This window comes from Stenotrophomonas sp. STEN013, from assembly GCF_056760355.1.
This window is the reverse complement of sequence record NZ_JBRREO010000001.1, coordinates 25,964-52,815: the sequence shown is the minus strand read 5'-3', so window position 1 is coordinate 52,815 and position 26,852 is coordinate 25,964. Positions and strand designations below refer to the sequence as shown.

At 64.2% G+C, this 26,852-nt stretch carries 20 protein-coding genes; 7 read left to right on the top strand and 13 right to left on the bottom strand.

Features of this window, described 5'->3' with window-relative positions:
* Positions 1-99 precede the first annotated feature (99 nt).
* Together rlmB and ACVOMH_RS00230 are read left to right on the top strand one after the other, a co-directional pair.
* A complete protein-coding gene (gene rlmB, locus ACVOMH_RS00235) occupies positions 100-846 on the top strand; it encodes a 23S rRNA (guanosine(2251)-2'-O)-methyltransferase RlmB (protein WP_054660104.1) in 747 nt (248 codons plus the stop codon).
* 694 nt (positions 847-1,540) lie between these two features.
* Positions 1,541-4,462 (top strand): diguanylate cyclase, encoded by a 2,922-nt coding sequence (locus tag ACVOMH_RS00230; protein ID WP_481550669.1) that lies wholly within the window; start codon positions 1,541-1,543, stop codon positions 4,460-4,462.
* Here ACVOMH_RS00230 and rnt read toward each other — a convergent pair.
* The 10 genes from rnt to pstS (ACVOMH_RS00180) all read right to left on the bottom strand — a co-directional run bounded on the left by rnt (position 4,459) and on the right by pstS (ACVOMH_RS00180) (position 13,799).
* Complete coding sequence (gene rnt / locus ACVOMH_RS00225; protein ID WP_481524383.1) at positions 4,459-5,115, bottom strand: ribonuclease T; 657 nt, start codon at positions 5,113-5,115, stop codon at positions 4,459-4,461. The genes ACVOMH_RS00230 and rnt overlap by 4 nt on opposite strands.
* 60 nt (positions 5,116-5,175) lie before the next feature.
* Positions 5,176-5,928 carry an HvfC family RiPP maturation protein gene (locus ACVOMH_RS00220; protein ID WP_481550668.1) on the bottom strand — a complete coding sequence of 251 codons (753 nt, stop codon included), beginning with the start codon at positions 5,926-5,928 and terminating at the stop codon, positions 5,176-5,178.
* Positions 5,921-6,799 (bottom strand): HvfB family MNIO-type RiPP peptide maturase, encoded by an 879-nt coding sequence (locus tag ACVOMH_RS00215; protein ID WP_481550667.1) that lies wholly within the window; start codon positions 6,797-6,799, stop codon positions 5,921-5,923. Before ACVOMH_RS00215 ends, ACVOMH_RS00220 begins: the two co-directional genes overlap by 8 nt.
* Positions 6,783-7,133, bottom strand: a complete 351-nt coding sequence (locus ACVOMH_RS00210; RefSeq protein ID WP_481550666.1) for an HvfA family oxazolone/thioamide-modified RiPP metallophore — start codon at positions 7,131-7,133, stop codon at positions 6,783-6,785. Before ACVOMH_RS00210 ends, ACVOMH_RS00215 begins: the two co-directional genes overlap by 17 nt.
* Positions 7,134-7,240: 107 nt before the next feature.
* Entirely contained in the window at positions 7,241-7,948 is a 708-nt protein-coding gene (phoU, locus tag ACVOMH_RS00205; protein ID WP_057505787.1) for a phosphate signaling complex protein PhoU, read from the bottom strand.
* Positions 7,949-8,069: 121 nt separating this feature from the next.
* Entirely contained in the window at positions 8,070-8,900 is an 831-nt protein-coding gene (gene pstB / locus ACVOMH_RS00200; RefSeq protein ID WP_481524380.1) for a phosphate ABC transporter ATP-binding protein PstB, read from the bottom strand.
* 16 nt (positions 8,901-8,916) lie between these two features.
* Positions 8,917-9,783 (bottom strand): phosphate ABC transporter permease PstA, encoded by an 867-nt coding sequence (gene pstA / locus ACVOMH_RS00195; RefSeq protein WP_481524379.1) that lies wholly within the window; start codon positions 9,781-9,783, stop codon positions 8,917-8,919.
* Positions 9,783-10,751 carry a phosphate ABC transporter permease subunit PstC gene (pstC, locus tag ACVOMH_RS00190; RefSeq protein ID WP_054657474.1) on the bottom strand — a complete coding sequence of 323 codons (969 nt, stop codon included), beginning with the start codon at positions 10,749-10,751 and terminating at the stop codon, positions 9,783-9,785. The genes pstA and pstC overlap by 1 nt, the downstream gene beginning before the upstream one ends.
* 146 nt (positions 10,752-10,897) lie before the next feature.
* On the bottom strand, positions 10,898-11,986 hold the full coding sequence (pstS, locus tag ACVOMH_RS00185; protein ID WP_481550665.1) for a phosphate ABC transporter substrate-binding protein PstS: 1,089 nt from the start codon (positions 11,984-11,986) through the stop codon (positions 10,898-10,900).
* 793 nt (positions 11,987-12,779) lie between these two features.
* Positions 12,780-13,799 carry a phosphate ABC transporter substrate-binding protein PstS gene (pstS, locus tag ACVOMH_RS00180; RefSeq protein WP_481550664.1) on the bottom strand — a complete coding sequence of 340 codons (1,020 nt, stop codon included), beginning with the start codon at positions 13,797-13,799 and terminating at the stop codon, positions 12,780-12,782.
* 473 nt (positions 13,800-14,272) lie between these two features.
* Here pstS (ACVOMH_RS00180) and ACVOMH_RS00175 point away from each other — a divergent pair, with 473 nt between their 5' ends.
* From ACVOMH_RS00175 to ACVOMH_RS00165, 3 genes are all read left to right on the top strand, one after another.
* The gene (locus ACVOMH_RS00175; protein WP_481550663.1) at positions 14,273-15,688 is read left to right on the top strand and encodes a hypothetical protein; all 1,416 of its coding nucleotides are present in this window, start codon (positions 14,273-14,275) and stop codon (positions 15,686-15,688) included.
* A gap of 472 nt (positions 15,689-16,160) precedes the next feature.
* A complete protein-coding gene (locus ACVOMH_RS00170; RefSeq protein WP_481550662.1) occupies positions 16,161-18,179 on the top strand; it encodes an AAA family ATPase in 2,019 nt (672 codons plus the stop codon).
* Positions 18,176-19,444: an McrC family protein gene (locus ACVOMH_RS00165; protein ID WP_481550661.1), complete on the top strand. Its 1,269-nt coding sequence runs from the start codon at positions 18,176-18,178 to the stop codon at positions 19,442-19,444. Before ACVOMH_RS00170 ends, ACVOMH_RS00165 begins: the two co-directional genes overlap by 4 nt.
* A gap of 17 nt (positions 19,445-19,461) precedes the next feature.
* Here the strand turns inward: ACVOMH_RS00165 and ACVOMH_RS00160 are convergent, their stop codons facing one another.
* Together ACVOMH_RS00160 and ACVOMH_RS00155 are read right to left on the bottom strand one after the other, a co-directional pair.
* A complete protein-coding gene (locus ACVOMH_RS00160; protein ID WP_481550660.1) occupies positions 19,462-19,584 on the bottom strand; it encodes a hypothetical protein in 123 nt (40 codons plus the stop codon).
* A 307-nt stretch (positions 19,585-19,891) separates the two neighbouring features.
* The gene (locus ACVOMH_RS00155; protein WP_481550659.1) at positions 19,892-21,100 is read right to left on the bottom strand and encodes an OprO/OprP family phosphate-selective porin; all 1,209 of its coding nucleotides are present in this window, start codon (positions 21,098-21,100) and stop codon (positions 19,892-19,894) included.
* A 534-nt stretch (positions 21,101-21,634) separates the two neighbouring features.
* Here ACVOMH_RS00155 and cls point away from each other — a divergent pair.
* A complete protein-coding gene (gene cls / locus ACVOMH_RS00150) occupies positions 21,635-22,900 on the top strand; it encodes a cardiolipin synthase (RefSeq protein ID WP_481550658.1) in 1,266 nt (421 codons plus the stop codon).
* Between the two features lie 540 nt (positions 22,901-23,440).
* Positions 23,441-25,981, top strand: a complete 2,541-nt coding sequence (locus ACVOMH_RS00145; protein ID WP_481550657.1) for a cation-translocating P-type ATPase — start codon at positions 23,441-23,443, stop codon at positions 25,979-25,981.
* A gap of 188 nt (positions 25,982-26,169) precedes the next feature.
* Here the strand turns inward: ACVOMH_RS00145 and nth are convergent, their stop codons facing one another.
* A complete protein-coding gene (gene nth / locus ACVOMH_RS00140; protein WP_481551133.1) occupies positions 26,170-26,805 on the bottom strand; it encodes an endonuclease III in 636 nt (211 codons plus the stop codon).
* Positions 26,806-26,852 lie beyond the last annotated feature (47 nt).

The following is a 26,852-nucleotide window of genomic DNA, read 5'->3' as shown; positions in this document are numbered from 1 at the left end:
GGCGGCCGCCCGTCGCGCGGTCCGCAGGCCGGTGGCAGCTGCGGGCCGGACCGAATGGGCCTACCATTGCCACCCCCCGTTTTTCCCCATGTGACGCCCATGAGCAAGCAGAACCAGTGGATCGTCGGCGTCAATGCCGTGGCTTCCTCGATTGAAAAAGACCCGGAGAATGTCCGCGAAGTGCTGATCGAGGCCGGCGCCAAGAATCCGCGTCTGGTGGAAATCGAGGAAGAAGCCCTGCGCAAAGGCATCGACGTGCGCAAGGTCAACGCCCAGGCACTGGGCGGCGTGGCCGGACAGGTCCGCCATCAGGGCGTGGTCGCCCGTTACGCCGCGCCCAAGCTGTGGGCCGAGAACGAGCTGGAAGGTCTGATCGAGGCCGCTGGCGGCAAGGCGCTGGTGCTGGTGCTGGACGAGGTGCAGGACCCGCACAACCTCGGCGCCTGCCTGCGCAGCGCGGCCGCTGCCGGCGTCACCGCGGTGGTGATTCCCAAGGACAAGAGCGCGCCGGTCAACGCCACCGTGCGCAAGACCAGCGCCGGTGCCGCCGACCGTATCCCGGTGGTGGCGGTGACCAATCTGGTGCGCTGTATCAAGGACATGCAGAAGCTGGGCGTGTGGGTGTACGGCTTGGCCGGTGAAGTGGACCAGACCATCCATCAGCTCGACCTGCGTGGCAATGTGGCGCTGGTGATGGGCGGCGAGGGTGATGGCCTGCGCCGGTTGACCCGCGAAACCTGCGATGGGCTGGTGCGCATCCCGATGCCGGGTGATATCGAAAGCCTCAACGTGTCGGTGGCCACCGGCGTGGTGCTGTTCGAGGCGGTGCGCCAGCGCCTGGTCTGAACCGCTCCGTTGCCACCCAAAGCCCCGCCATCAGCGGGGCTTTTTTATGGCTGCGACCGCGGTGTGCCGGTGCGAAGCCGCCATGGGCGCATGCCGCGTCAACCCGCCAGTGCACCCCCGGGGCGGGTTTCTGCCGCTACCCGAAGGGGGGCGGGACGGGCAATCCGCGTGATCGCCTGGACAGGCGGCCTGCGCGATCACCGCCTGGGTTCTTACGTTTGCCGGTTAGCATCTGCCGCGCCGGCTTGGGGCTGCCGGCGGGTGGCCAGCCGCCGCGTCCGGATGGACGTGCCGCGAGGGACGCGGTGCCAGCCGGCAGGGTCGGGCGATGGGGCATTCGCCATGTCCGGACGCATTTTGATCTCTTCCCGAGCCGCCGTTCGCCACTGCTGTCACGGTGGCGGGATGTCCCGTGGCCCGCGCGGCAAATGGGAATGGTTGCCGCCGGCCGCGGGCAAGTGGTGTAGGTTGAAGCTGTCGGAGGATGGCGGCGTTGTCGTTGCAGGCGCGCCGTGGCTTCCTCGGGACCCGGTATTCAGGGGCGCGCCAGGCCGGGGGCGCATGCAAGAGCAGATCGTCCACGATGGAATGGGAAACCGGTCATAAGGCATACCTGGCAGAGAGCGCAGGTCGTATGCGCTTGCCCGCCGGGCTGCGGGTAAGCGGCGCGTTGTCGTTGTTTCTGCTGTTGTTGATGGCCGCTTGGCCCGCCTGGAGCCAGTCCAGCCGCACCGCACTGAACGATTACAGCCGCGACCTGTGGACCAGCCGCAACGGCCTGCCGCACAACACGTTGCGGGATATCGCGCAGACCCCTGACGGCCATCTGTGGTTCGCCACCTGGGAAGGCCTGGCCCGCTACAACGGGCTGGATTTCACCGTGTTCGATCGCAACAGCCGTCCTCCCGTGCCTGACAACGGCATCGGCACCCTGTACGTGGACCGGGAGCGCGCGTTGTGGATGGGGGATTCGCGCGGCAATGTCACCCGTTTCGACCAGAAGGGCCGTTGGCAGCAGTGGCGGCCGCCCCACGGCGATGCGCCGGCGGTCATGATCGAGGCCATGCACAAGGACAGCCGCGACCGGCTGTGGCTGCTGTATGAAGGCACCGGACTTGGCCGGCTGGATCCGGATGGCCGCTTCCATCATTTCCTTCCGCCGGCGGCGCTGCGTGATGCGGTCAATTTCACCCATATGGCGGTGGACGGGCGTGACCGGGTCTGGATAGGAACCTTCGACGGCCTGCTGTATCTGGATCTCGACGGCGTGATCAAGCGCGCGCCTGCCGCGTTCGATCTTCCGCCCGGTCTGGCCTGGCCCTATCTGGCGCCGGATCACTCGCTGTGGGTGGTGGCGGCCGACCATCTCTACCGGATGGAAGGCGAGCATCTGGTACTCAAACACCGGCTTCCCGGCGTGGGCCAGCTCACCGAGATGCTGCTGGACCGCCACGGGGAGGTCTGGGTGGGGACCGAAAACAACGGGCTGTGGCGGTTGGGCGAAAAGGGCGCCGAGCATCTGCGCTCGACCGGGGCGCTGCTCGACTCGCGGGTCATCAGCCTGCTGGAGGACCAGGAAGGCAGCATCTGGGTCGGCTTGAATGGCGGCCTGTTGCGCCTGCGCGAGGCCCTGTTCAACAGCTACACCCATAGCGATGGACTCAGTGGCGATTTCATCCGCACGCTCACCGAAGATGCCAACGGGGCGCTGTGGATAGGCAGCAGCAGTGGTCTGGACCGGATGCTGCCTGATGGCCGGATCGAGCCGGTCGCCCTGCGGCCCGGCGAACGCCAGCCCTCGATACTGGCGCTGGCTACCGGGACCCGGGATGACGTCTGGATCGGCACCCGTGGCGAGGGCGTCTTCCATATCGACGATCGTGGCCGTGTGCACCGGTACCGGCCCGGGGAGGAGGTGCCGCGTGGCAACTACCGGGCGATCGCGCTCGCGCCCGACGGCCGGGTGTGGCTGGGCTCGGCCCATGGGGTGCTGCAGCTGGAAAACGGGCGCGCTGTGCCGGTGGCGCTTCCGGGTATGCCGCGCACGGTGGTGCTGGCGTTGAGCTGGCTGGAAGACACCTTGTGGATCGGTACCACCGAAGGCGTGTGGCGCATGCAGGGCGGACGCGCCCAGAAGATCGATATCGCCAAACTTGGCGATGCGCGGGCCGTATACGGCTTCCGCCAGATTGATGATGCGGTGTGGATCACCAGCGACCGCGGTCTCTACCGCTACACCGGCAACGGCCTGGCGCACGTGGGGCTGCAACACGGGCTGCCGGTGGATACGGTGTTCGAGCTGGTGCCCGACGCGCTGGGCAATGTGTGGCTGAGCAGCAATCGCGGCATCTGGCGCACGGACGCGCAGCAGCTGCAGGCGGTGGCCGATGGCACGCGGCCCCGGCTGGAGGGGGTGATGTACCGCGAGATCGACGGGGTCGCCAGCGCGCAGGCCAATGGCAGCTCGGGGCCGGCGGCCGTCCGCAGGCGCGATGGCAGTATCTGGGTGGCTACCGCCGGTGGCGTCACCACGGTGCAACCGGCGGCATTGCAGCGCTTCCAGTCACGTCCGCCACCGACGGCGGTGATCGAAAACGTGCGGCTGGATGGCGAACCGCTGAACTGGCGCAGCGGCGAGGCGAAGATGATTCCCGGCGGGCTGCGGGTGGCGGTGAACTATGTCGGGCTCAGTTACCTGATGTCCGACCGGATCCGTTACCGCACCCGGCTGGAAGGACTGGAGCGGGACTGGGTCGAGCGCGGCAACCAGCGCGGCGTGGAGTATGTGGGCCTGCCGCCGGGCAACTACGCCCTGCACGTGTCGGCGGCGCATCCGGATGGCCGCTGGAGCGAGGGGACGGCCCTGTGGCAGTTCACCGTCCAGCCGCTGTGGTGGCAGCGGCTGGATGTCCATTTCGCGGCACTGCTGCTGGTGTTGTTGGCCTTGTATGCGCTGTTCCGCTACGTGATCCATCGTTACGAGGCCAACAACGCCCGTCTGGCGCGGCTGGTGGAGGAGCGCACCCACGATCTGAAATTGCAGGCCGACCACCTGCTGGCCGCCAACGAGGAAAAGAGCACGCTGGCCGAGCGTCTGCGCGAGCAGGCCGAGGCTTTCGAGCGGCAGGCGCGGGAGGATGCGCTGACCGGGCTGGCCAATCGCCGCGCGTTCGACCAGACCCTGGCGCGCGAGATGACCCGGTCCTCGCGCAATGGCCAGCCGCTGTCGCTGGTGGTGCTGGATATCGACCACTTCAAGAACGTCAATGACACCTGGTCCCACGGCGTCGGCGATGAAGTGTTGCGCAAGGTTGGCCGCCTGCTCCGCAGCGGCTGTCGCGAATCGGACCTGGCGGCGCGGCTGGGCGGCGAGGAATTCGCACTGATCCTCAGCGACACGCCGCTGGCGGAGGCTCTGCGCATCAGCGAGCGGCTGCGCGAGCTGTTCCACGCGCAGCAGGACTGGGCCGATATCGCCGGGCTGCACCTGACCTTCAGTGCCGGCGTGGTGCAGCTGGGCGCGGCCGATCAGGCCCCGGAACAGCTGTACGCACGCGCGGATCTGGCCCTCTACCGGGCCAAGAGTGAAGGCCGCGACCGCATCTGCGAGGGTTAACGGGAGAGGGCGCCCAGGGGCGACGACGGCCACGCATTGACGATCTTGCAGAACAGGCGCGCGGTCTGCTCGGTGTCGTAGACCGCGCTGTGGGCCTCGTTGGCGTCCCAGTCGAAGCCGGCGGCCTGCACCGAACGGGCCAATACCGTCTGGCCGTAGGCCACGCCGGCCAGGGTTACCGTATCGAACACGCTGAACGGATGGAACGGGTTGCGCTTGTGGCCGCTGCGGGCGACGGTGGCATTGACGAAGTTCAGATCGAAGTGGGCGTTGTGGCCGACCAGGATCGCGCGTTGGCAGTGGTATTTCTTCATTGCCGCGCGCACCGGTGCGAACACATGTTCCAGCGCCTCGCGTTCGGGCTTGGCCAGGCGGAACGGGTGATCGAGCACGATGCCGGTCACTTCCAGCGATTTGGGATCGATCTCGGTTCCTTCGGCCGGAATCACGTGCGCGCTGGCGGTCTGGCCGGGATAGAGCAGGCCGTTTTCGTCCATTTCCACCGGGACCGCGGCAATTTCCAGCAAGGCGTGCCGGGTGCAGTCGAAGCCGCCGGTTTCCACATCCACCACGACGGGCAGGAAACCGCGGAAGCGCTGCGCCATCGGCGTGAAAGCGGGTCGGGGGGCCGAGGGCTCAACGTGTTCATTCATCGCAATAGGGTAGCAGAGCACTTTGCCTGGCCGTGCGCTGGTGGCTGAAGCGCGCGCGGCTCAGGCCGGCGTGGTGGTGCCGACAATGCAGCCGCTGGTGGCCAGTTGCCGCAGCATCGCCGCGGCATTGTCCAGGAACGTCGCGTCCGCGTGGACCCCGGCCTCTGCCGCCAGCTCCTGCAGGTGCTGGCGGCCACACCGTCGCGGCAGCTGCTCCAGCCGTTCCAGCAGCCGGTACAGCAAGGGCGACAGTTGCGAAAAGACAACCGCGCCGTCGGGCTGGCGGCGTGCCAGCAGCAGCGTGGGCTGCGCCGGCGCTTGCAGCGGCTGGTAGCCCGGGGCGATGCGGTGCACCGGCCAGGTGTAGGCCAGCGCCCGGCACCACGGTGAAAGCACCGGCGCCTGCGCCAGCAGATCACCGGCCGGGTCATGCGCGGGCAGCGGCGCATCGCTGATCTTCAGCGCCAGCTCGATCCATTCGTAGTGGGCCAGCTCCAGCAGCCACGGCGCATCGGCGCGGACGGGCTGCTGGTCGAGGAAGTGGATGAACTCCTGGCCGATCTCGGGGAACAGCGGGGTGTGGGCACGATGCTCGCGGCAGAACGCACGCACCAGCGGCAGCCAGCGTTCCTCCCCCAGCGTGCTGGCGATGACCGGGAAATTGGCCGCCAGCAGGCTCTGGATGTTGTTGAAATACAGCTCGCGATAGACCTGCAGGCGGCGCGGATCGATCTGCGCCGGGGGCGGTTGCCGCTGCGGGTCACGCAGGTGCGCGGCAAAGCGGAACTGCAGCTCGCGCAGGGACTCAGCCATGGGCGTAAACCGCACCCGCATCGGCAGCCTGTTGCAGCTGGCGGATCTGGTCCACTTCGGCCAGCAGCGCGGCCAGCGGCGGAAAGTTGAAATCCCGCTCCAGCAGGGTCGGGCGCACCCCATGCAGCGCATAGGCGTGGCCCAGCAGCGCCCACACCTCGTCCTTCACCGGCATGCCGTGGGTGTCGATCTTCAGATCCTGCGCCTCATCGTGATGGCCGGCCACGTGATAACTGGCAATGCGTGCCGAGGGCAGCGTGGCCAGGAACGCATGCGCGTCATAGCCATGGTTGATGGCGTTGACGTAGACGTTGTTCACGTCCAGCAGCAGCTCGCAGTCGGCCTCGTCCAGCACCGCGTTGATGAAGCCGGCTTCATCCATCCCGGCGCCCGGCATGGCGTAGTAGGAGGCGTTCTCCACCGCGATGCGGCGACCGAGGATGTCCTGGGTCTGGCGGATGCGCGCGGCCACGTGCTGCACCGCCTCCTCAGTGAACGGCAGCGGCAGCAGTTCGTACAGATGGCCGTCATCGCTGCACCAGCTCAGGTGCTCGCTGTACAGGGTCACGCGGTGGCGGTCGAGAAACCGGCGGGTACGGGCGAGAAAGTCCACATCCAGCGGGGCCGGGCCCCCCAGCGACAGCGACAGGCCATGACAGCTCAGGGGATGTCGTTGCGACAGCTCGGCCAGCGCCTCGCCCAGCCGGCCGCCAACACCGATCCAGTTGTCCGGTGCGCATTCGAGGAAATCAAAAGAACCTGCCGGCGCACTCAGCAGCGCATCCAGCAACGCGCGTCGCAGGCCCAGTCCCGCACCGGCCGGCAACGGCCAGTGCGGGTGGGATGCGGATGACTCAGTGGCTGCCGCCACACTTGCCCTCGCCGCACTTGCCTTCGGCATGCGCCTTGGCGGCGCCGGCGGCCTTGTCCGCGGCCTTGGCGTCGGCGTCGGTGTTCTTGTCCTTGCTGGCGCCGCACTTGCCCTCACCACACTTGCCTTCGGCGCTGTGCTTGGCCTTTGCGTCTTCGGTCTTGGCGGTTTCGGCGGTGGCCTGCTGCCCGGCGGTCGGCGGGGTCTGCGCGGTGGCGCCCAGCGCGTAGCCCTGGGCCAGGTCGGTCATGGCGAAGGCGGGCGCGGCCCCCAGGCTGCCGAGCAGCGCGGCACCGAGGGCGAGTGAGGTGGACTTGCGGATGTCGATGGCCATGGTCGGGGTGTCTCCGGTATCGGCTTGGGCCGGGGGAGGCCGGAGCTTAGCAAGCGCCTGTCGAAAAAAGCGTTAGTTTTCCACGACGACAGGCGCATGACCGCCGATCAGACGTGGTCGACGGTGCTGGTCTCATCGCGCTTCTCGCGCGGGGGCAGCGGCTGCTCGCCCTTGACCAGGAACCACACGTTCTCGGCGATGTTGGTGGCATGGTCGCCGATGCGCTCCAGGTTCTTGGCCATGAACAGCAGGTGCGTGCACGGGGTGATGTTGCGCGGGTCTTCCATCATGTAGGTGAGCAGCTCGCGGAACAGCGCGGTGTACTGGGCGTCCAGGCGGGCGTCATCCTCGCGCAGCTTCAGCGCGGCCTCGGCGTCGTTGTCGCGGTAGGCGTCCATGGCGCGCCGTACCTGCTGCGCGGCCAGCCGGCCCAGGGCGCGCAGGCCCTGGATCTGCGGCAGCGGCGGCACCGCGACCAGCGCGATGGAACGCTTGGCGACGTTGGCGGCGTAATCGCCGATGCGCTCGATGTCGGCCGGAATACGCAGGCCGGCCAGGATCTCGCGCAGGTCGCGCGCCATCGGCCCACGCAGCGCCAGCCGCATCACGTCATGGCTGATCTGCTGCTCGAGCTGGTCGATGGCCTCGTCATTGGCGACCAGGTGCAGGGCGGCCTTCTCGTCGCGGCGTTCGATCACATCCAGCGCGGCTTCGAGCTGGGCCACGGACATTTCGCCCATGCGCAGGATTTCGGCCACCAGACGCTGCTGTTCCTCGTCGTAGCTCTTGACGATGTGGTCGTTGGGAAGATTCATGGAATGCTCGCTGGTTGCAGGTGCCGGGAGTGGCAGGGGCAGGGCGTTCGAGGTGCGGATGTCGCCGTTCACGGACGGGCGTCGGGCAGGCCGCGCGGCAGGGCCGCGCCGGTGGCCGGCCTCAGCCGAAGCGACCGGTGATGTAGTCCTCGGTCTGCTGCTTGGAGGGGTTGGAGAAGATCACTTCGGTGCGGTCGTGTTCGATCAGGTCGCCCAGGTACATGAAGGCGGTGTAGTCGGACACACGCGCGGCCTGCTGCATGTTGTGGGTGACGATGGCGATGGTGTAGTCGTTCTTCAGTTCCTCCACCAGCTGCTCGATGCGGCTGGTGGAGATCGGGTCCAGCGCCGAGGTCGGCTCGTCCAGCAGCAGCACGTCCGGGCGCAGCGCCACCGCGCGGGCGATACACAGGCGCTGCTGCTGGCCGCCGGACAGGCCCAGCGCGCTCTGGCCCAGCTTGTCTTTCACCTCGTCCCACAGCGCGCCTTGGCGCAGCGCCTGTTCCACGCGCACGGCCATCTCGGCCTTGGACAGCTTCTCGTGGTGGCGGATGCCGTAGGCCACGTTCTCGAAGATGGTCATCGGGAACGGCACCGGCTTCTGGAACACCATGCCGACCTTGGAGCGCAGGCGGTTCATCGGGTACTTGGGCGAGAGGATGTTCTCGCCGTCCAGCAGCACTTCCCCGCGCGCCTCGAGCTTGGGATACAGCGCGTAGATGCGGTTGAAGATGCGCAGCAGGGTGGACTTGCCGCAGCCGGAGGGACCGATCAGCGCGGTGACGCGCTTTTCCGGAATCTCCAGGTGGATGTTCTTCAACGCATGGAACTTGTCGTAGTAGAAGTCCAGGCCGCGCGCGGCGAGCTTGACCGGCGCCGGGGTGTGCAGCGACTGGTGGGCGGCGGGCACGGCGATGCGCTGCATCGGCACGGCGTTGGTGAGGTCGTTCATGGGAAGGTCCATGGGATCAGTCGTTTGAAATGCGGTTGCGCAGCAGCAGGCCGCGCGCGGAGAGGCTGACCAGCAGCACGAACACGGTCAGCACCAGGGCACCGGCCCAGGCCAGCACCTGCCAGGATTCATACGGGCTGCCGGCGAACTGGTTCATCACCACCGGCACCGAGGCCATCGGCTGGAACACGTTGGAATTCCAGTATTGGTTGCCGAAGGCGGTGAACAGCAGCGGCGCGGTCTCGCCGGAGATGCGGGCCAGGGCCAGCAGGATGCCGGTGACGATGCCGGCCATCGCGCTGCGGTAGAGCACCTGCATGATCACCTTCCACTGCGGCACGCCCAGCGCCAGCGCGGCCTCGCGCATCTGCACCGGCACCAGCCGCAGCATCTCGTCGGTGGTGCGGATCACCACCGGCAGCACGATGAAGGCCAGCGACAGTGCGCCGGCAAAGGCCGAGAACTGGCCGCCGGTCTGCATCACGTACAGCGTGTAGACGAACAGGCCCAGAACAATCGACGGTGCCGACAGCAGGATGTCGTTGACGAAACGCACCACCGTGCCGGCCTTGCGCGCATTGCCGTACTCGGCCAGCCAGGTGCCGGCGGCCACGCCCAGGGGGGTGCCGATGGCGATGGCCAGGGCGCACATCACCGCACTGCCGAAGAAGGCGTTGAGCAGACCGCCTTCCTGCATCGGCGGCGGTGTCATCTGGGTGAAGAGGTTGAGGTTGATGCCGGGCAGGCCCTTGGACAGCAGCGTCCACAGGATCCAGCCCAGGAAGAACAGGCCGAACACCGCCGTGGCACAGCCCAGGAACAGGGCCACGCCATTGGTGATGCGGCGGCGCAGGTACAGCGAATCGGACGAGGCGGTGGACATCAGTTGCCCTCCTTGCGGGACAGGCGCATCAGCATCAGGCGGGCGATGGCCAGCACCACGAAGGTGACGATGAACAGCACGAAGCCGAGCAGCAGCAGCGCCGAGCGGTAGGTTTCGGTGGCTTCACCGAAGTCGTTGGCGATCAGCGCGGCGATGGTGGTGCCCGGCTCCAGCAGCGAAGGGGTCAGGCGCACGCTGTTGCCGATCACGAAGGCCACCGCCATCGTCTCGCCCAGGGCGCGGCCCAGGCCCAGGAACACGCCGCCGATCACCGCCGAGCGGGTGTAGGGCAGGACGATGTCCCAGCTCACTTCCCACTTGGTCGAGCCCAGCGCGTAGGCCGATTCCTTCAGCCGGGTCGGCACGGTGAGGAACACCTCGCGCATCACCGAGGAGATGAAGGGGATGACCATGATCGCCAGCACGAAGCCGGCGGTGAGCATGCCGATGCCCAGCGGCGGACCCTGGAACAGCGGACCGATCAGCGGCAGGGTGCCGAGGTGGTCGTTGAGGAACGGGGTGACGTACTCGGTCATTACCGGCACCAGCACGAACAGGCCCCACATGCCGTAGATGATCGAGGGAATACCGGCCAGCAGTTCGATGGCGGTGCCGACCGGGCCGCGCAGCCAGCGCGGCGCCACTTCGGTCAGGAAGAAGGCGATGCCGAAGCTCACCGGCACCGCGATCAGCATCGCGATCAAGGCGGTGACGATGGTGCCGTAGATCGGCGCGAGCGCACCGAATTTGTTCTCAACCGGGTTCCAGTCGGCCGAATAGAAGAAGCTCAGGCCCTGCTCCTGCAGGGCATGACGGCCGCCCCACAGCATCGACAGCGCGGCGCTGGCCAAGGCGACCAGCACCAGGATCACCGTGGCGATCAGGAACCAGCGGAACAGCCGGTCGTTGCGGGCATCACGCAGATCGCGCGAGCTGGGCGGAACTAGGGTCGGTGCGATGGCATTCATGGCAGCGGCGGGGGCCCAAGAGGATGCGGTGGTGTTTCTGTCCCCGGGGGCGGGGAGTACATATCGTTGAGGACGTTGTCCCCGTCTGCGCGGGGACGACGCAATGACAAAGGCGGACGCACCGGTGGTGCGTCCGCGTCATTGCGTCACTTGAACTCGCTGGCCCAGTAACTTTCGATCTGCGTCACCAGCTCGGCCGGCAGCGGCACGTAATGCAGTTCGCTGGCCTGGGCCTGGCCGCTCTCGAAGGCCCACTTGAAGAACGCGCGGGTATCGGCGCTGCGCTTGGCATCCTTGGGCTGCTTGTGCATCAGCATGAAGTTGGTGGCGGTGATCGGCCACGCATTGGCGCCTGGGGCGTTGGTGATGACCAGGTTGAAATCCTTGGCGTTGGCCCAGTCGGCGCTGGCCGCGGCGGCGGCAAAGGTGTCGGCGGTCGGCTGCACCCAGTTGCCGGCGGCGTTCTGCATCGAGGCGTACGGCATGTTGTTCTGCAGCGCGTAGGCCAGCTCGACGTAGCCGACCGAACCCTTGATCTGCTTCACGTACGAGGCCACACCTTCATTGCCCTTGCCGCCGACACCGTCCGGCCACTGCACCGAGGTGCCTTCGCCGACGCTGTCCTTCCACTGGCCACTGACCTTGGACAGGTAGTTGGAGAAGTTGAAGGTGGTGCCCGAACCGTCGGAGCGGTGCACCAGGGTGATCTTGGTATCGGGCAGTGGCACGCCCGGGTTGGCTTCGGCGATGGCCTTGTCGTTCCAGGTCTTGATCTTGCCCAGGAAGATGTCCGCCAGCAGCGGGCCGGTCAGGCGCAGCTGGCCCGGCTGCAGGCCTTCCAGATTGACCACCGGCACCACGCCGCCGATCGCCGAGGGGAACTGGCCCAGACCAGCCTGCGCCAGCTCTTCGGTGGAAAGCGGCTTGTCGGAGGAACCGAAGTCCACGGTGCCGGCCTTGATCTGGGCGATGCCACCGCCCGAGCCGATGGACTGGTAGTTGATCTTGGCGCCGGTGGCGGCGTTGTAGTCGGCCGACCACTTGGACACCAGCGGGAAGATGAAGGAGGCGCCGGCGCCGGAGATTTCGACGGACACCTTGTCACCGGCGGCGGCAGCGCCGGTGGCGGCGTTGTCCGGGGTGGAAGCGGCCTGGTTGCCCGCGCCACCGCAGGCCGACAGGCCCAGCGCGATGGCCAGCGAGAGGGCGGCAAGACCGGTCGTGTGCAGCTTCATGGGTCACTCCATAGCGGGGCAGATGCCGGCAGGGCCAGCGGATGAGGCTATGAAATGATGTTTTTGTTACAGCCTGATTACACCGCCGAAAGAATCTGAAATCCCCTGTGCCGGCAAGGACTTGCCGGGAAGGAGCGCGGCGCTCGCCGGGGCGGGGCGCGGCCGGTGGTTGGTGTGCTGCCGGAGCGGGCGGAACGGGATGGGACCGGGTGGGGACCGGACGGATGGACGCCGCTGCTGTAACCGAGGGTGGGCGAGCGCCACCGCCGCCGCTGGAAGCCGGTGTCCCGCCATCGGGTGCGGCGGGTTTGCACCAAAAAGGGGCATCGATGGCACTTGAAACGGCATCGATGCCGCTTTTTTCGCCATCGATGCCACTTTGACCGGCAACGTTGCCCCTTTTTGGGGCATCACTGCCGCTTTTTTCGGCATCGATGAGACTTCTGTCTCAAAACAAGGCGCTTTTCGGCCCTTCAGCAGGGACAGGAACGCGACGCAGACAGCGCCGGGGCCACAAAAAACCGCTGGGAGCGGTTTTTGACATCGCCGGTCGATGGCCCGAAGAGTTGCCGCCATGGAGGGTGGCAACCAAAAAACGCCGGGGACTGCTTCTGGCATCGCCCGTCGATGCTCCGAAGGAATGCCGCTGCGGGCGGCGGAAACCAGAACCGCCCCGAAGGGCGGCCTGGTGGTGGATGCGGCGTCCGTGCCGGCCCGCCGGGGAAGGGAGAGGGCTTCCCTGGCGGGGCGGGTGGCGCAGGCGGCGAGGGAGAGGGTCTCGCCGCCGCACTCCTCAGTAGCGGACGTTCTGCTGCCAGTAGATTTCGATCTGGCGCACCAGCGAGTCCGGCAGCGGCACGTAGTCCAGCTGGCGGGCCTGCGCATCGCCGTTGGCGTAGATCCAGCGGAAGTACTCGACGGCGGCCTTGGCACCTTCGGCGCTCTTGGGCTGCTTGCGCATCAGGATGAAGTTGGTGGCGGTGATCGGCCAGGACTGCTCGCCCGGGGCGTTGGTCATCACCAGGTAGAAGTCACGGGCGTTGGCCCAGTCGGCGCTGGCGGCCGCGGCGGAGAACGTCTCGTCACGCGGCTGCACGAAGTTGCCGGCGGCATTCTTCATACGCGAGAAGGTCAGGCGGTTCTGCAGCGCGTAGGAGAACTCGACATAGCCGATCGAACCCTTGATCTGCTTGACGTAGGCGGCCACGCCCTCGTTGCCCTTGCCACCGATGCCGACCGGCCACTGCACCGAGGTGCCTTCGCCCACGGTGGTCTTCCAGTCGCCGTTGACCTTGGACAGGTAGTTTACGAAGTTGAAGGTGGTGCCCGAACCGTCGGAGCGGTGCACCACGGTGATCTTGCTGTCCGGCAGGGTCAGGCCCGCATTGAGCGCGACGATGGCCGGATCGTTCCACTTGGTGATCTTGCCCAGGAAGATGTTGGCCAGGGTCGGGCCGTCGAGCTTCATCGCACCGGCGTCCACACCCGGCACGTTCAGCACCGGCACCACGCCGCCGATCACCGAGGGGAACTGCACCAGGCCCGAGGCGGCCAGGTCTTCGGGCTTGAGCGGCGCATCGGAGGAGCCGAAGTCCACGGTGTTTGCCTTGATCTGGGCGATACCGCCGCCCGAGCCGATGGACTGGTAGTTCACGCGCTTGCCGGTGGCGGCGCTGTAGTCGGCCGACCACTTGGACATGACCGGATAGATGAAGGAGGCGCCGGCACCGGTGATATCGGCAGCATTGGCGGCGAACACGTAGGACGCAGCGAGGATGGCGACAGCGGCGCGCGATTTGATGGCGTGGATCACGAATGGCTCCTGGGAGGGTGAGGTGCGGGAGGTCCGCCCGGCGCCTATTCCATAACCATTGGATGACAGTGCCGCGTCTGTCATATGACGCGTCGGTGACAGCGGCGCGGATCGCTCAGGACGTGGCGTGCAGCGGTTCTGGCAGCGGGTAGGGCGGCTGTACTTATTAAGAATAAATTGGACGATTCGGCCAACTCATGAAGTCAATGAACCATAGTTGGCCGCTTGGAGAGGCGGCAGTCTTGGTGTTCGCTGCAGCGTCTGTGACCGCTCCTAGTGCAAGCACAACCCGTGCCGCGAGTACCAGCTTCCGACTCCAAACGGACCCTTTCCTCGGAGCTGCCGGGATAAATCAATCTCGATCCATTGCTCCTTCAATGAATTTGCTTTGCGAGCTAGGAAAATTAAGGATTAATGATGAGAATCCAAGATCCTGAACTTTAAGGCCTAATACGATGAGCAAAGATGGGATGGTGAACATCCAAGGGCAGTTCTCGTTACAGCCTGATAAGCCCATACCACTGCGCACTGCTGTTTCCATTCGTTACGAGAAGCACGATCCAACGTCACTCGAAGTCGAGATGCTGTTCCTAGGCGGCGAAGAAGAACGCGCCGAGGCATACCGTGCAATCCAAGCAATTGACATCAACCTCGTAAAGCTACATGCAACAAACGAAGGCGAGGAGTCGATCAGTTTGCTTGGAATAATCCGGTGGGAGTCGCGCTTAACGAGCATGAAGTTGGAGGTGGGAGCAATCGAGATTGGCATCGATTGTCACCCGGCTGCCGAGCCGCTGCTTGTCAGCTTTACAGTTGACCTCCAACCAAGCGGAATTCTCACGGGTTATGGCTTGACTGAACTGCACTACAACGGCGACATCACAACGCGTCGCGCCGAGGAGGGAAAGATTCTAGTGCAGACAAGTCTCGGTCTGATCGAAGCAATGGAAGCCTATGATTATTTAGAGGGGACGGCATTCGGCGACAAGGTCATGCATCGCATTCAGCGTGTCCGCCTGGCGGGCGAGTTCAAGCTTCAGCCCGGAGAGACTCTGAGGTCATTGCATGACCGACTGTTTGAGGAAATTTCCCCGATCTGCAGCGCACTCTCCCTCTGCTACAGGCAGCCAGTCGATGCATACCAGATCGAGTATCTATGGAAGGGACCTGATGAAGATCCACTCAAGCGAGCTACCTACAGGCACAAATGGCATGGGAGCCGAGAAAATACGAACAACAGCGAACTTGTCGATTCATCAAACCTGCGAGATGGTGGCCTCTCAGACCTTGTCCAAGCGTTGAGGATTCACCCACAATTCAATTCGCTTGACCGAGGTATACGATTTCTATCGTATTCCTATGTCAGTTTCCTCGAGACTGCGTACTTCACGGCCTTTTCTGCGATGGAAACTGTCGTCAATGCCATTTCTGATGCGGCAGAAGGTAGAGTGCTTGGCTCTTCATCGTGGAGGAGAGTGGAGGACGCACTAGGTGGTTCAATCGACAGTCTGGTTGACGAAGGGTCCATAACAGCTAATGTCGCCAGACTCATGAAGGAAAAGCTTCCGGAGCTTAAACGCGCATCGCTCGCATCAAAGATCGAAAAGGCTGTCGAGATGTATTCGATCAAGACATCGGACCTATGGACCGCTGAAGGATTCTCGGCTGGAATAAAGCAAGCATCCAATTTCAGGAATGGTCTCTTCCACGCCGCTGACACATCTGACATAGACGTGATGGGGATCGACCTGACAAGAATCAGGGCCTTCACTGAGCGACTTATTCTTGCAGTGCTCTCATGGCCGGAGGATCGTAGATGGGTCTGGCGCGACGACAAAGTTCGCTGGATCATCCAGCCCCCAGATCCAGAGGCTTTCGATAAAGATTAGGGCTGCAGACTGGTGTTGGCCGCACCAACCCACCCCCTTTGTGTATTTCGTGATGCTGGGTTGATGAAGCCAACCCAGCCTACGGAACTTGAGGTTCAACGAGCACTTTGATGCTGGATTCTGGAGCGATACGTCAGTTCGAGTGTTTCATGATACTTCGTGCAAGATTCGCCCGGGATTCGCTGTTGGCGGTACCTATTTGGTCTTCTTGGATCAGCCGTATCATACGAAAAGCTTTGAGATGATCCTTTTTACTGAAGGTTCTGCAGATAAGAAAGACAAATGGTTGCAGTACGTTGAGGCGCAAGTTGGGCGCTAATAATTCATTCAAGGGCCGTAGGCTGGGTTGGCCGCATCAACCCAGCCTACGGAACTGGGTTGAGGCCAACCCCTTGCGCATCACCCTGACCCAAGGAGCCACATAAGCTGTTTCTCCATTGTTTGAATCCTGATCTGATTGGAAGAGGTGTTCATGTCGTTCAAGGAAGAGGCTGTTCTTAACCACTTCAAGAGCCAGCCATCGTTTGTTTCGGTGATGGCACGTTGGAGCGATGCTGAGCGAACGGAGTTTGCTCGTTTGATGCATGGTGTCCACCTGTGTGGGATGGATGTCTGGCATTCGAGGAAGAATCCAGAAGTGGTCATCTTTGGTCGCCGGGGGCAAGGGAAACAGGCATGGAAGCGGGTTGCGATCATTCTTTGTCGAACGCCTTTCCTGGTGAGGATGAAGCGAAATGTCGGCAAGTACGAGGGGAAGAGCGACTACACGATGACTCCCGATTTCGTTGGAAGTTTCCTCGGTGTGATCGAAGCGTCCCGGAATATGACTGATTGGAGTTGGCTCTCTACTTCCCGCTCTGCTTTCTGGCCTGACCAGCTTGAGCCTGAAAATGAGGATCAGCCTACGGGTTCTGAATTTACGGCTGGGGGTTCTGAGGTGCAGGTTTCGACGAACAAGGAGGAGCCAGCGCTTGCCAGCAACATGATCTTCTATGGCCCTCCCGGCACCGGCAAAACGCACGGAACAGTGGATGCCGCGCTGGAACTGCTGGATCCATCCTTCCTTGCTGCCAATGCCGACAAGCGCGGAACCTTGAAGCAGCGCTTCGATGCGCTTGCCGAGAGTGGTCACATCCATTTTGTGACCTTCCACCAGAGCTTCAGCTACGAGGATTTCGTCGAAGGGATCCGTGCCAATACGGCCGAAGAGGGTGGCGGGCTGGAATACAGCGTGGAGCCGGGGGTGTTCAAGACGGTTTGCGAGGCGGCCCGCAGCCGTGTGGTGACCGAGGGCACCACTAGGCTTGATGTCAGTGACCGCAGGGTCTGGAAGTTGTCACTGGGCGATGCGCAGACTGAGGGTCATATCTTTGAGCAGTGCATGGCCAACGGCTGTGCCTTGCTGGGTTTCGGCGCCGATGTCGATATGACGGGGGTTGCTTCGCGTCAAGACATCGCTGACCGCTTGAAGGCTGCAGGAGAAGAGGGCAGTGGCTATCCGGCAATTGCCTTGAATGTGTTCGTGCGGCAGATGAAGCCGGGTGACTTGATTCTGGTAACCGAGGGGAACCTGAAGTTTCGTGCCATAGGCGAGATCACCGGTGACTACCAGTTCGTGGACAGTGAGGATCGTGAGTACACGCACAGCCGCCCGGTACGCTGGCTGCGCCAGTACTCGCCGGGGCGTCCGTACCAAGAACTGACAGACAAGCGCTTCAGCCAGATGACGGTGTATGAGCCAACGGCCATCAAGCGTGATCGTTTGGCTGCACTGCTCGACAGCGGGCAGGCTGAAATCCGTGAGCCGGGGGCGCGCGTGTTGATCATCGATGAGATCAACCGTGGCAATGTCTCGCGCATCTTCGGTGAGCTGATCACCCTGATCGAGCCGTCCAAGCGGGAAGGGCAGAAGGAAGCCTTGGCGGTTACGTTGCCGTATTCGAAGGAGCGTTTCAGCGTGCCTTCCAACCTGCACCTGATCGGCACGATGAACACGGCCGACCGTTCACTGGCCTCGCTGGATGTGGCGCTGCGCCGCCGCTTTGAGTTCATCGAGCTGCCGCCGAAGCCGGAATTGCTGGCTGGCCTGGTGGTTGATGGCGTGGATGTGGCAATGATGCTGACGGTCATGAACCAGCGCATCGCGGTGCTGCTGGGGCGTGACTACCAGATCGGCCATGCCTGGTTCATGGGTTTGACGGAAGACAGGTCGATGTCAGCCCTGGCCAAGGTGTTCCGCCGTCAGGTCATTCCGCTGTTGCAGGAATACTTCTACGAGGATTGGCAGAAGATTGCCTGGGTTCTCAACGACCATCGCAAGGGCAGCGCCCCGCGCTTCCTGGTCGAGCCGGGCGTTGACAGTGTGGCCTTGTTCGGTGAGGGCATGGATCTTCCAGGGCTTTCACGTCTTTGGCAGTTGGACGATGCGGCTTTCGATGATCCTGCCGCCTATATCGGCATTTACTGGGATGTGCCGGTAACGCAGGCGTGATCCTGGTCCACGAGCATGCACGCCTGACGACCGCACCCTTGCAGGAGGAGGGGATGCACCAGCGGTGCATTCCGCCTTCTGCCTTCGACTGGCTGTGCCGCCAGGGCAAGTTGCTGGGCAGTGGCGGGGTGTCGCTGGTACAGGTGGAAGGCCAGCGTTGGCTGCGCCTGGATGGTCATGTCGGCCTGATCGAAACGCCCTGCGGTACGCGCATCGAGATCCTGCCAAAAACGGTGGATGGCAGTGATGACCCGTTGCAGTCACGTACCACCTTGCTGGCCATGCTGCAGCGGTGCCTTGACCTCCCGGTGCGGGACGTGGGCGAGACATCACTGCAGGCGCTCACCATGCCGGTCAGCGAGTGGATCATCCAGCAGTTTCTGGTGGCGCTGGAAACGCTGGTACAGCGGGGCGTGCGTTGTGACTACCACACCGAGCAGGACCAGCTGCGTCATTTGCGTGGACGGTTGCTCATTGCACAGCAGCTTCGTCAGCCTGCCGGGCGAGCGCATCTGTTCCAGGTCGAGCACCAAGTTTTTGATGCTGATCGCCCGGAGAACCGTTTGATCCGCTCAGCGCTGGACAAGGTGCGAGGTCTGACCCGTGAGCTGCGCAACTGGCGTCTGAGCCATGAGCTGGCCCATGTGCTGCACGCAGTGCCGGCTTCTCACGACAACAGCCGTGATTTCCAGTGCTGGCGCGATGACCGCCTGATGGCCCATTACCGCGATATCCGACCGTGGGTGGCGATGATCCTGGGCGAGCGCAATCCGCTGGCTATGCTGGGGCAATGGCAGGGACGCAGTCTGTTGTTCCCGATGCAGCGGGTGTTCGAGCGTTTCGTGGGTTGGGCCTTGCGGCGGCATCTGCCTGCTGGCGTTCGTCTGCGAGAGCAGGCCGCCAGCCAGTTGCTTTGCCGCCATGAGGGCGATGGGATGTTCCAACTGCAGCCGGACTTTCTGATTGAACAGCCAGGCTTCAAGTGGGTGGGGGATGCGAAATGGAAGCGGCTGGATGCAGGCAACCGCCAGAACAAATACGGCATCAGCCAGAGCGATCTCTACCAGCTGTTTGCTTACGGGCATAAATATTTGGGTGGCAAGGGGCAGATGAGTTTGATCTACCCGGTCACCTCAAGGTTTCATGAGGCCTTGCCGCTGTTCCACTTTGATCCCGCACATGAGTTGAGTCTGGAGGTCATCCCAGTTGATTTGAGGACCGGCGCGTTGCTGGGTACCCGCTTGGGCACCTATGAAAACGGCTGAATGACCGCAGGCATGCCTTAGCCCTGATCCAGTGCGAGGTGGATCAACACCACGCACTGGGAGGCGAACAGCATCTTTTTGCCCAGTGACAGGTGCCGGGTCCCAAGGCGTTCCAGGCTGTCGAAGGTCTTTTTCGGCATCGGATATGGTCGGCGAGCAGGAAGCAGGGGGTATCGCCGAAGGCTTCCTCAGCAATCGGTGTGCCCTGGCTAGCGGTTCCAGATTCACTTCGGCCGTGGTCATATACCTCCGCACGAGCCGCTAGGGTGCAGTGGGCAGCGAATGGCCGGGCAGTTGCCTTCGTTGTTGTGGTTGCGAGGGCGGTGGCTGCGATTGAACGTCACCGAAGACCAAGGGAGGGGCGTCGCTCCCACGCAAGCCACCGGCCGGAAACAACGAACGCCCCTTGCGGGGCGTTCGTCTCATATCACCGGTAGCGGAATCGGCTTACCAGAAGAACTGCAGGCGGGCTTCCAGGATGTTGGGCTTGTCGCTGACAAAGCTGCGTGCGCTGGCGCTGTACTTCTTGCTGTCCACCATCACGTAGTTCAGCGAGGCCTTGAAGTTGGAGCGCCAGTACCAGTTGGCGCCCACGGTCCAGACATCCATCTTGCCGCCGAGCACGCCATCCACCAGCGGTGCGCCGCCGACCATGGCCGGGGCACGCAGGCCACCGTCGTTCAGATCGATGTGATCGAAGCGGGCGCCGAGCTGCCACATGCCGCGGCCCGGGTCATTGGGCAGGCCCAGACCCGGGGTGCCACCCTTGTAGCTCCAGGTTTCGCCGGTGACGTTCCACACGCCGCTGAGGTAGTAACCGTCGCTGGTGTAGTTGTCGTGGTCATAGCGCTTGACCTTGGCGTTGAAGTACTCGGCCTGCGCCTTGAACGGGCCCTGCACGTACATGGCTTCGGCGCCGAGGGTGCTGATGCGGTCGCTGTCCTTCATGTCGCCGGTGTCGACCAGGCGCACGGTGGCCAGGTCGGCATTCGGGCGGGCGCGCAGGCGCAGGGTGTCGGCGTCGGTGTCGTAGTCGGCGTAGCTCAGGCCGAAGTGCAGGATGTTGCCCTTGTCGTTGATCGGGGCGAACGTGCCGCGCAGGCCGTAGCCGCTGCCGTGGGCCAGATCGCGGGTCAGCTCGCGGCCGAAGGCCGAGGCGGTGACCGACCAGTTGCTGTCACCGAGGCCATAGCCCACACCCAGGCGGCGGGCGACGGCGTAGGTGTTGGTGACGGTGGCCTTGGAGATGAAATCGTTGTTCTTGGTGCTGGAGAGTTCTTCCAGGCTGTTGGGCTGCTTGTACTGGCCCACCTGCAGGTAGTGGTTGCTGTTGCCGCCCAGCTTGTACTTGGCGTTGGTGTCCAGGAACTTGTCGGCCTTGGCGTCGTAACCGACCACCCACTCGATGTTGCCCGGGCCCTTGCCCTTGAGCACCAGCTCGGCGCGGCGCAGTTCGAACTCGCTGTCCTTGCCGTTCTTGGCGGTGCCGTTGAGGTCGGCGCGGTCGTTGTCGAACCAGTTGCCGTCGGCCTGCACCAGACCTTCGAAGGTGATTTCGGAACCGCCGATGACGTCGATGGCGACTTCCGCGTGGGCGACCGGTACAAACAGCGCCGCAGCAACGGCTGCAGTGAGGAGCTGGCGATGCAGTTTCATGGATGGATGGCCTTGCAGGCGGGTTGAGGATGCAGCGAAGGCTAGGGCGTAAAGATTGCGTAAATGTGACAGTTCGGCAACGCCGCGCGTCCCCGCCGGACAGGCGCCATGGTATTGGGACGCGCCGCTGTTACCGCGCCGTGTCGCGCAGATGGCAGTGATATCTGCGCATTCAGCGGGAAACAATGCTGTCACTGCGCGGGGAGCGCGGAAACGTCGGAGGGCGAGGCGGTGACCGTCCCTTCCGGTCGATAGCGGGACGGGGCGTGCCGTCCGGGCGGCCGCCGGGAAGGCTATGCGCCCCGCGTTGCGTGGCTCCACCCGCGGCGCTCCTGGCTGTTGCAGCCCTGCCATCCGGGCGGACCAGACGGCATCCAGTTACAGGGGGACGTAGCCCTCCCGGGCGTGCAAACAACCGCCGGGTTTCGCTGTTCGGCACCGGGCGGCTTCACGCACAGCTGATCAGGCCTGCAGTTAGTTTGTTGGCTTCCCACGTGGGACTGCCCCATGGCCAAACGCTGGAGCCGAAAACGCATGGTCTGGACGATCGTGACCACCGCCCTGATTACGCTGCTGTTGGCGGTGGTGGCGATGAATTTCAAAACCTCGGAGAAGAAGCTCGAGCGCAGGATCGAGCATCTGTACGCGGCCGACAGCCCGCAATTCCGCAGGGAAATGGGTGTGTTGCTCGGGCCCGGGCTGATACCGGGCAACCGGGTCACCGATCTGGAAAACGGTGACGAGATTTTCCCGGCGATGCTGGAGGCGATCCACTCGGCGCAGAAGACGATCACTTTCGAAACCTATATCTATTGGTCCGGGCAGATAGGCCAGGAGTTTGCAGATGCCCTGGCCGAGCGCGCCCGCGCAGGCGTGCAGGTCAAGGTGATGGTGGACTGGGTGGGCAGCCTGAAGATGGACACCCGTCTGCTGGATCAGATCCGCGACGCCGGCGCCGAGGTGCACCAGTACCGTCCGCTCAAGTGGTACAACCTGGGCCGTCTCAACAACCGCACCCATCGCAAGCTGCTGGTGATCGACGGCAAGCTGGGTTTCACCGGCGGGGTAGGCATTGCCGACCAGTGGAGCGGGCATGCCCAGGACGGCGAGCACTGGCGCGATATGCACTTCAGGATAGAGGGCCCGGCGGTCGCACAGATCCAGGCCGCCTTCAATGACAACTGGATCAAGACCACCGGCCAGGTGCTCAACGGAGCGGACTATTTTCCGCCGCTGGCGCCTGCCGGGGAGATGGATGCCCACATGTTCGTGGCATCGCCTGCCGGCGGTAGCGAGAGCATGCATCTGATGTACCTGATGGCCATTGCGGCGGCCGAACGCACCATCGACCTGCAGGCGGCGTATTTCGTACCCGATGAGTTGATCATCAAGGCGTTGATCACCGCCCGCCACCGGGGGGTACGGGTGCGCGTGACCTTGCCCGGCAAGCACATCGACTCCGAGACCGTCCGCCTGGCCTCGAAGGCGCATTGGGGCGAGCTGTTGCTGGCCGGCGTGGAAATCTACGAATACCAGCCCACGATGATGCACAACAAGCTGCTGATCGTGGATGGAGTGATGAGTTCGGTGGGGTCCACGAACTTCGATGTACGCAGCTTCCGGCTCAACGACGAAGCCAGCCTCAACGTGTACGACGCCGCCTTCGCCGCACGCATGACCCAGGTGTTTGATGCCGACCTGGCGCACACGGTGCGATACACCTACGCCATGTGGGAGCAGCGGCCCTTGAAGGAGAAGTTCATGGAGAAGTTCATCCTGCCGATCAAATCGCAGCTGTGATCCGGCGGCCGCTGTTGCGGCGCCGGTAGGCACCGGCGGGTGCCTGGCGCGCTTTGCCTGGGGGCGCCCGGGGGGATGTGCCGGTGGCTTCGACGGGAAGAGCTGCTGTCCGGCTGGGGATGAGGGGGCCGGGATGATCGGCAGGAGAGCGGCGCAGAGGGGGAGGCCGCGCCCGACCCACCGCAGACCTCCGGAATCTTCAGATTCTTGATCCGTTCCGATGCGGGTTCCGTCCCGTCACGGGGAAATGCCGGTGGTGGGTTCGCGCGGGAAGACGCTAGGGCGCCCGGCTTGTGCTGCACGGATGTGGCGGATTCAGGCAGATACCCGCTCGTTGCTGGCGAGCGGTCGGTTCAGACCGTTGGATCGGGCGGCGGGCAGGGGGGGCGCCTGCAAGGAGTGGATACCCTCCCGCCATGGCATTGGCCTTTACGGCACAATGGACTTGCCTGTGTGCCTGTCCACCTGCGACATGACCTGCAAGGCGGGTCGTAGAGTGATGGGGACGACGCAATCAAGCTTGCCGGGGAAATTCAGCGGATGAACGCAACGCGCCCACCCTCGAACCGGGATCTGCAAGGCCTCAGTGGCGAAGAGGCCGCGCGCCGGCTCGCCATGGACGGGCCCAATATGCTGCCCGGCACCCGTCCCAAGACGTTCATCGGCATTGTCCTGGGGATACTGCTCGAACCGATGTTCCTGATGCTGCTCGTCGCCGGCGTCCTCTATCTTCTACTGGGGGATACGGCCGAAGCGATCTTCCTGTTGAGCTCTGTATTTGTCGTCATTGGCATCACCGTGATCCAGGAGCGCAAGACCCAGCGTGCGCTTGAATCCTTGCGCGATCTGTCGGCGCCACGCGCCTTGGTCCTGCGTGATGGCCAGGAGTTGCGCATCCCCGGCCGGGAGGTCGTCGTCGGTGATCTGCTCATCCTGCATGAAGGCGACCGCATTTCTGCAGATGCGTTGTTGATCGATGGCCAGCTGGATGCCAACGAGTCGCTGATATCCGGTGAGGCGGTGCCCGTGGCCAAGTTGCCCGGGACCGCCAGCAACCAGTTGTTCGCCAGCACCCTGGTAACGCGTGGCGTGGGCCTGGCCGAGGTCACCGCGACGGCGGCGGCGACGGCGGTCGGGCGTATTGGTGAAGCGCTGGCGGCGACCGAGGAACCACGCTCCGGCCTGCAACTGGCTTCGCGCCGGCTGGTGCGCAATCTGGCTGTGGGGGGGCTGATCCTGGCAACGGTGTACTTCCTCGTGAACTGGCTGTGGGATGCGCACGGACTGGTGGAAAGCCTGCTCGCCAGCACCGCCCTGATAATGGCCATCCTGCCCGAGGAGATTCCGGTCATCCTGACCGTGTTCCTTGCGCTGGGCGCGTGGCGGATCTCGCAACGCAAGGTGCTGACCCGGCGGGTCCCGGCCGTCGAGGCGCTCGGTGCCATCTCGGTGCTGGCGGTGGACAAGACCGGCACGCTGACCGAAAACCGCATGCAGGTTGCCGAACTGCGGCGGGAAGATGCGACGTTTGTCAGCGCCGGCGCCGAGGCGCTCGCCGAGCCGTTCCACGAACTGGTGGAGTTCGCGATGCTGGCGACCCCGGTCGATCCCTTCGATCCGATGGAAAAGGCGATCCAGCAGTTCGGCATGCACTGGCTCAATGGCAGCGCGCATGTGCATGCGGAGTGGGAGCCTGATTTCGAGTACGGGTTGTCGCCCGAGATTCTCGCGATGACGCGTGTCTTCCCGGTCGGGGGGAACACGCAACACATGCTGGCGACCAAGGGCGCGCCCGAGGCGGTCGTGGATCTGTGCCATCTGGATGCCGCCGGCGCGAGGAGGATACTGGCCCAGGCCGAAGCGATGGCCGCGCGCGGCCTGCGGGTGCTGGGCGTTGCACGTGGACGCTGGCAGGGTGGGACGCCGCCGCACAGTCAGCATGATTTCGATTTCCAGTTCCTCGGCTTGCTCGGCTTTGTCGATCCACCGCGGCCTGAGGTGCCGGCGGCGATCGCCGAGTGCCGTGCGGCCGGCATCCGCATCATCATGCTGACCGGCGACCATCCGGCCACCGCCATGGCGATCGCTCGTGAAGTGGGTCTTAGTGAGCGTGCGGACGTCATCACCGGTGCCCAGATCGATACGCTGGATGATCCGGCGTTGCTGGCGCGCTTGCGCCACGTCGATGTGTGCGCGCGGCTGAAGCCGGTGCAGAAGCTGCGGCTGGTCCGTCTGCTGCGCGAGGATGGGGAGGTGGTTGCCATGACCGGCGACGGCGTCAACGATGCGCCGGCGCTGAAAGCGGCCGATGTCGGCATCGCCATGGGCAAACGCGGTACCGATGTCGCGCGCGAATCGGCATCGCTGGTCCTGCTGGATGACAGTTTCGCCAGCATCGTCGAGGCGATCCGCCAGGGACGACGCATCTACGACAACATCACCAAGGCGACCCGCTTCGTGTTTGCGGTGCATATGCCGATCATTGCGCTGACGCTGGTACCCTCGTTGCTGCACTGGCCGGTGATGCTGATGCCGGTGCACATCGTCCTGCTGGAACTGCTGATCGATCCCTCGTGTTCGATAGTGTTCGAAGCCGAGCCGGAAGCCGATGGCGTCATGCAGCGTCCGCCGCGTGCCTTGGCCGAATCACCGTTTGCCGCGGGAAATATTGCCGTTGCCATTGTGCAGGGTATCGGCGCTGCCATGGTCCTGCTGGCCGGCTATGGAAGCATACTCAGCGCGGGTATCGATGTGACGCACGGCCGCACGGCAGTCTTCATTGCGCTCATCTTTGGCCTGTTCGCTCTGGTCCTTGCCAACCGTCATCCGGATCATTCCCTGGTTGCGCGCGGCCACATGCGCAACCGCTGGCTCAGGCCGATGTTCCTCGGCGTCGTGCTGCTGCTGACATTGGCGATCAGCGTGCCGTATCTGCGCCACATCATGGGTCTTTCGATGCCGACCCCGGTGATTGTGGCCGGTGCGGCAATCATGCTCGCACTGACCTTCATCTGGCTGGAAGGATTGCGCCTTGCGCTGCGCCTGTCAGCCCGTCTCAAGGCAACTCCCCTTGCACGATAGATCCGGGGATCGTGCGCGTCGGCGGCACGCCGCTGTCCTTGAGCGGGCACAGCTCATGGGTCACTCACGGGACGTAGCCCGGTTCTCGTGCCTTGCACACGTAGCGGCCATGCAGGATCAACCGGCCCGCAGTGACCGACGGGCGCCATGACGAGGGGGCCGCGCCTGCGGCCGGCGGTCTCGCCGCGTCAGGCGGCGGTCTTGTCTTTGAACTGGCACAGATCGCGGATCACGCACTGGGCGCAGTCCGGCTTGCGTGCCTTGCAGACGTAGCGGCCATGCAGGATCAGCCAATGGTGCGCATCAATCAAAAACTCATCGGGAATGACCTTCATCAGCCCATCCTCCACGGCACGCACGTCCTTGCCGGGCGCCAGCCCGGTGCGGTTGGACACACGGAAGATATGCGTGTCCACCGCCATCGTCGGCTGGCCGAAGGCGGTGTTGAGCACCACGTTGGCGGTCTTGCGGCCGACACCGGGCAGGGCTTCCAATGCGGCGCGATCGGCTGGCACCTCGCCGTCATATTTCTCCACCAGCAGGGCGCAAGCGGCGATCACGTTCTTGGCCTTGGCGTTGAACAGGCCGATGGTGGCGATGTAACGCTTGAGCCCTTCCTCGCCCAGCGCGAGGATGGCCTGGGCGGTATTGGCGACCGGGAACAGTTTGCGCGTGGCTTTGTTCACGCCCACGTCGGTGGCCTGCGCGGACAGCGTGACCGCGACCAGCAGCTCGAACGGCGAGCTGTACTCCAGCTCGGTCCTGGGATGCGGATTGAGTTCGCGCAGACGCGTGAACATCTCGCGCACCTGCTCGCGGCTCATGCGCTTGCTGGCGCGGGGTGCAACAGGCGTCTTCGCCGTGGCCGTGG

Coding starts and splice junctions, on each gene's coding strand:
- rlmB (WP_054660104.1), top strand. CDS start 100: ATGAGCAAGCAGAACCAGTGGATCGTCGGCGTCAATGCCGTGGCTTCC.
- ACVOMH_RS00230 (WP_481550669.1), top strand. CDS start 1,541: ATGGCCGCTTGGCCCGCCTGGAGCCAGTCCAGCCGCACCGCACTGAAC.
- rnt (WP_481524383.1), bottom strand. CDS start 5,115: ATGAATGAACACGTTGAGCCCTCGGCCCCCCGACCCGCTTTCACGCCG.
- ACVOMH_RS00220 (WP_481550668.1), bottom strand. CDS start 5,928: ATGGCTGAGTCCCTGCGCGAGCTGCAGTTCCGCTTTGCCGCGCACCTG.
- ACVOMH_RS00210 (WP_481550666.1), bottom strand. CDS start 7,133: ATGGCCATCGACATCCGCAAGTCCACCTCACTCGCCCTCGGTGCCGCG.
- phoU (WP_057505787.1), bottom strand. CDS start 7,948: ATGAATCTTCCCAACGACCACATCGTCAAGAGCTACGACGAGGAACAG.
- pstB (WP_481524380.1), bottom strand. CDS start 8,900: ATGAACGACCTCACCAACGCCGTGCCGATGCAGCGCATCGCCGTGCCC.
- pstA (WP_481524379.1), bottom strand. CDS start 9,783: ATGTCCACCGCCTCGTCCGATTCGCTGTACCTGCGCCGCCGCATCACC.
- pstC (WP_054657474.1), bottom strand. CDS start 10,751: ATGAATGCCATCGCACCGACCCTAGTTCCGCCCAGCTCGCGCGATCTG.
- pstS (WP_481550665.1), bottom strand. CDS start 11,986: ATGAAGCTGCACACGACCGGTCTTGCCGCCCTCTCGCTGGCCATCGCG.
- ACVOMH_RS00170 (WP_481550662.1), top strand. CDS start 16,161: ATGTCGTTCAAGGAAGAGGCTGTTCTTAACCACTTCAAGAGCCAGCCA.
- ACVOMH_RS00160 (WP_481550660.1), bottom strand. CDS start 19,584: ATGCCGAAAAAGACCTTCGACAGCCTGGAACGCCTTGGGACCCGGCAC.
- ACVOMH_RS00155 (WP_481550659.1), bottom strand. CDS start 21,100: ATGAAACTGCATCGCCAGCTCCTCACTGCAGCCGTTGCTGCGGCGCTG.
- cls (WP_481550658.1), top strand. CDS start 21,635: ATGGTCTGGACGATCGTGACCACCGCCCTGATTACGCTGCTGTTGGCG.
- ACVOMH_RS00145 (WP_481550657.1), top strand. CDS start 23,441: ATGAACGCAACGCGCCCACCCTCGAACCGGGATCTGCAAGGCCTCAGT.
- nth (WP_481551133.1), bottom strand. CDS start 26,805: ATGAGCCGCGAGCAGGTGCGCGAGATGTTCACGCGTCTGCGCGAACTC.